Genomic DNA, 4,355 nt, shown 5'->3' on the forward strand with positions numbered 1-4,355 from the left:
TGGCTGTCCCGGCGAGCACGCCGGGGCAGCCACGGGGCCCGGTGCGTCAGACGCCGGCCGGTGCCTTGGCGGGCTCAGCGGCCGCGGCCGTGCCCGGCGCGGTGCCGGGCACGGGGCGCAGCCCCTTGAGCACGACGGTGAGTCCCGCCGTGACCACCGTGCCGGCCACGATCGCCACGAGGTACAGGAAGGGGCTGCCGATCAGCGGGACCACGAAGATGCCGCCGTGCGGGGCGCGCAGCGTGCTGCCGAAGGACATGGTCAGCGCGCCGGTCACCGCACCGCCGGCCATGGAGGCCGGGATGACGCGCAGCGGGTCGGCGGCGGCGAACGGGATGGCGCCCTCGGTGATGAAGGAGGCGCCCAGGACCCAGGCCGCCTTGCCGTTCTCCCGCTCCGAGGGGGTGAAGAGCCGCTTCCGCACGACGGTGGCGAGGGCCATGCCCAGCGGGGGGACCATGCCGGCCGCCATGACGGTGGCCATGATCTCCAGGCTGGCCTGGCTCGGCGAGGAGGCGGCGATGCCGCCGATGGCGAACGCGTAGGCGACCTTGTTGACCGGGCCGCCGAGGTCGAAGCACATCATCAGGCCGAGCAGGACACCCAGCAGGACGGCGTTGGCGCCGGAGAGCCCGGACAGCCAGTCGGTCATGCCCTCCTGGGCCGCGGCGATGGGCTGACCGATGACCACGTACATCAGGGTGCCGACCACAGCGGTGGACAGCAGCGGGATGACCACGACGGGCATGATGCCGCGCAGCACGTCGGGCACCCGGACCCGCTGGATCGCCATGACGACTCCGCCGGCGAGCAGGCCGCCGATGAGACCGCCGAGGAACCCGGCCTCGATGGTGACGGCGATGGCGCCGCCGACGAACCCGGGTACCAGTCCCGGCCTGTCGGCCATCCCGTACGCGATGTACCCGGCGAGCACCGGGATGAGGAAGTCGAAGGCGGTACCGCCGACCTGGAACATCAGCGCGGCCCAGCTCTCGGTGCTGGTCCAGGTGAACTGGTCGATCACGGACGGGGCGTCGGTGATCTCGTAGCCGCCGATCGCGAAGGCGAGCGCGATCAGGAGTCCACCGGCGGCGACGAAGGGCACCATGTAGCTGACGCCGCTCATGAGCCACGTGCGCAACCGCACGCCGATGTGGTCGCCGGACGCGGAACCGGCGTCCATGGGGGCCGCGGCTCCGGCCGGGGCCGCCGCGGTCACCTCACCGCGTTCCGCCTTGCGGCGGGCCTCCTCGACGAGTTCGGCGGGACGGTTGATGGCCGCCTTGACGCCGACGTCGACGACCGGCTTCCCCGCGAAGCGGTGCTTCTCGCGGACCTCGACGTCGTGCGCGAGGATCACGGCGTCGGCGGCGGCGACCACTGCCGGGTCGAGCGGTGTGAAGCCGGCCGATCCCTGGGTCTCGACCGTGATCTCGTGTCCGGCGGCCTCGGCCGCCTGCTGCAGCGACTCGGCCGCCATGTAAGTGTGGGCGATGCCGGTCGGGCAGGAGGTGACGGCGATCAGCCGAAGCGGCCGCTCCGGCGCGGGGCCGTCCGCGGCCGGTCCGTCAGCCGCGGCGGCAGCCGGGTCGGCGGCCGCGTCGGCGGTGTCGGCGGTCTCGGCCGCGTCGGCGGTCTCGGCGGTGTCTGCGGTGTCGGCATCGGCGCCCGGTGCCGCGGTCGGCGCCTGGCCGGGCTCGGTCGGGCGGGTGTCCGGCGCGGCCGGTGCCGGGTCGGTGCCGGCGGTGTCCGGGGCCTCGCCGCGGACGAGCGCTGCCGCGCGGGCCGGGTCGGACTCGGCGCGCAGCGCGGCGGTGAACTCCTGGCGCATCAGGTCGCGGGCGAGGGCCGAGAGTATGCCGAGGTGCGCGTCGTCCGCGCCGCTGGGCGCGGCGATGAGGAAGATCAGGTCGGCGGGGCCGTCCGCCGCACCGAAGTCGATGCCGTCGGCGCTGCGGCCGAAGGCCAGCGTGGGCTCGGTGACGTGGGCGCTGCGGCAGTGCGGGATGCCGATGCCGCCGTCGAGGCCGGTCGGCATCTGCGCCTCGCGGGCCGCCACGTCGGCGAGGAAGCCGTCGAGGTCGGTGACGCGCCCGGCGGCCACCATGCGTTCCGCGAGCGAGCGGGCCGCGGCGTCCTTGGTGGTGGCGTCGAGACGGAGGTCCACCAGGTCGGCGGTGATGAGGGGCCCGGCTGCGGTGTCGCCGGTCGCTGCGGCGGGCGCTGCGGGGTCGTGGTGGCGGTCGGTGGGGCTCATCGGGCGGCTCCGGTGGCGGGGACTGCGGGTGAGGAGAGCGGCCTACCCGTGGTGGGGTCGGCGGTGACGGTGACCTCGTGGGGTCGCAGGTCGGCGGGGGTCGGCATGGAACTGCCGGGGAGTTGCACCGCCGCGGCACCGTGGGCGACGGCTGCGGCGAGGGCGGCCGGGCCGGTGCCGCCCGCGGCGAGGAAGCCGGCGAGCGAGGCGTCGCCGGCGCCGACATCGCTGCGGACGGTCCCGACGGGGGCGTGGCCCCAGTAGTGCCCGCCGTCCTCGACGAGCAGTTGCCCGTCGGCTCCGAGGCTGGCGAGGACGGCGCGGGCGCCGGCGGTTCTCAGCTGCTCGGCGGCGGCCAGCGCCTCGCCGATGGTGGTGACCGGGCGTCCCACGGCTTCGGCGAGCTCCTCGGTGTTGGGCTTGATGACGTCCGGGCGCTGTGCCAGCGCGGCCGGAAGGGACGGCCCGGAGGTGTCGAGGGCGATGCGGGCCCCGGCGGCGTGGGCGGTGGCCACGAGCTCGGCGTACCACTGCGGACCGAGGCCGCGCGGCAGGCTGCCGCAGCAGGCGGTCCACGCGGCGTGGGGGGCGTGCTCCCGGACGCGGGCCAGGAGTGCGTCCGCCTCGGCCGGTGCCAGCAGGGGGCCGGCCGCGTTGATCTTGGTGAGAGTGGCGTCGGCCTCGATGACGGCGACGTTGACCCGGGTGGAGCCGGTGATGTCGACCCCTGCCACGTCGATCCCGAGCCGTTCCAGGAGCCGGGCCAGCAGAGCCCCCTCGGGGCCGCCGAGGGGGAGGACGGCGGTGGTGTCGAGGCCGGCGGCGCCGACGGCGCGGGAGAGGTTGACTCCCTTGCCGCCGGGGTCGACGCGGTCGGTCTCGGCGCGCAGGACGGCTCCGCGTTCCAGGGTGGCGATGTCGTAGGTCCGGTCGAGGCTGGGGTTGGGGGTGATGGTGAGGATCATGCGCGCCGGACCTCCGTGCCGGCTACCTCGATGGCGGCGGCCTGCTCGTCACCCAGGGCGTCGTCGGTGATCAGCAGGTCCACCTGGGTGAGGTCCCCGAACCGGGCGAAGTGGCGCTGCCCGGCCTTGCTGGAGTCGGCGACCAGCACGACGCGGCGCGCGGCGGCGATCATGGCGCGCTTGACGGCGGCCTCCGCGAGGTCGGGGGTGGTCAGTCCGGCGTCGATGCCGAATCCGTTGGCGGCGACGAGGACGACGTCCGCGGTGACCTCGCGGTAGGTGCGCAGGGCCCAGTCGTCGACGGCGGCCCGGGTGCGGGTCCGGACGCGGCCGCCGACGAGGTGGAGTTCGGTGCCGGGGTGGTCCGCCAGCCGGGCGGCGACGGGCAGGGCGTGGGTGAGGACGGTGAGCCGCGCCTCCAGCGGGAGGGCCGCGGCGACCGCCGCGGTCGTGGAGCCGGCGTCGAGGATGACGCTGCCGTGCTCGGGGAGTTCCTCGACGGCGGCGCGGGCGATGCGTTCCTTCTGCCCGACGGCGGTGGCTTCCCGTTCGCTGAGGTCGGGTTCGAAGTCGAGTGCGTTGGCGGGGATCGCACCACCGTGGACGCGGCGGAGCAGTCCGGCGCGGGCGAGCGCCTTGAGGTCGCGGCGGACCGTCTCGGGGGTGACACCGAAGTCGGCGGCGAGTGCCGGGACCTCGACTCTTCCCTCCTCGGTGGCCAGCCGCAGGATCTGCTGCTGACGTTCGGCTGCATACATGACTGCCGTCCGTTCATGCCCGAGTGTGTCCGTCGTTGACAGACTACGACTGGAATTCCGCGAAGTAAACAGAAAGCCAAACCATACGGTCACGATCGGACAGGAGGGGTGGGTGTGGCCATCGGGACGGACGAGCCGGGCCGGACGCCGCGAACGACCGCCCGCCGCCGGGACACGGCGACGCCGCCCCACCCGGGAGGTGGGACGGCGTCACCGTGTCGGTGGGCCCGGCGGCCCCGGGGGTCCGTGTCAGTGGGCGAGCGCCACCGAGGAGGCGTCCTCCTCGCCCAGGCGCACCGGGCGCGGCTGACCGGCCGCGGCGCGTGCGCTGCCGCCGGCCACGTACGGCTGCGGCGCGCGGTTGCTGACCAGCAG

General features: G+C 74.9%; 3 protein-coding genes. All 3 read right to left on the minus strand.

All coding sequences use genetic code 11. The annotated features are described in order from the left end of the window. Window positions 1-46 precede the first annotated feature (46 nt). The 3 genes from HCN52_RS22280 to HCN52_RS22290 are packed head-to-tail and all read right to left on the minus strand — an operon-like array spanning window position 47 to window position 3,980. On the minus strand, window positions 47-2,257 hold the full coding sequence (locus HCN52_RS22280; protein WP_168090232.1) for a PTS fructose transporter subunit IIABC: 2,211 nt from the start codon (window positions 2,255-2,257) through the stop codon (window positions 47-49). Next, window positions 2,254-3,222 (minus strand): 1-phosphofructokinase, encoded by a 969-nt coding sequence (pfkB, locus tag HCN52_RS22285; RefSeq protein ID WP_168090233.1) that lies wholly within the window; start codon window positions 3,220-3,222, stop codon window positions 2,254-2,256. The genes HCN52_RS22280 and pfkB overlap by 4 nt, the downstream gene beginning before the upstream one ends. Next, the gene (locus tag HCN52_RS22290) at window positions 3,219-3,980 is read right to left on the minus strand and encodes a DeoR/GlpR family DNA-binding transcription regulator (RefSeq protein WP_168090234.1); all 762 of its coding nucleotides are present in this window, start codon (window positions 3,978-3,980) and stop codon (window positions 3,219-3,221) included. The genes pfkB and HCN52_RS22290 overlap by 4 nt, the downstream gene beginning before the upstream one ends. Window positions 3,981-4,355: the final 375 nt, after the last annotated feature.

Source organism: Streptomyces bohaiensis, from assembly GCF_012033785.1.
Lineage (GTDB): Bacteria > Actinomycetota > Actinomycetes > Streptomycetales > Streptomycetaceae > Streptomyces > Streptomyces bohaiensis.

Coding starts and splice junctions, on each gene's coding strand:
- pfkB (WP_168090233.1), bottom strand. CDS start 3,222: ATGATCCTCACCATCACCCCCAACCCCAGCCTCGACCGGACCTACGAC.
- HCN52_RS22290 (WP_168090234.1), bottom strand. CDS start 3,980: ATGTATGCAGCCGAACGTCAGCAGCAGATCCTGCGGCTGGCCACCGAG.
- HCN52_RS22280 (WP_168090232.1), bottom strand. CDS start 2,257: ATGAGCCCCACCGACCGCCACCACGACCCCGCAGCGCCCGCCGCAGCG.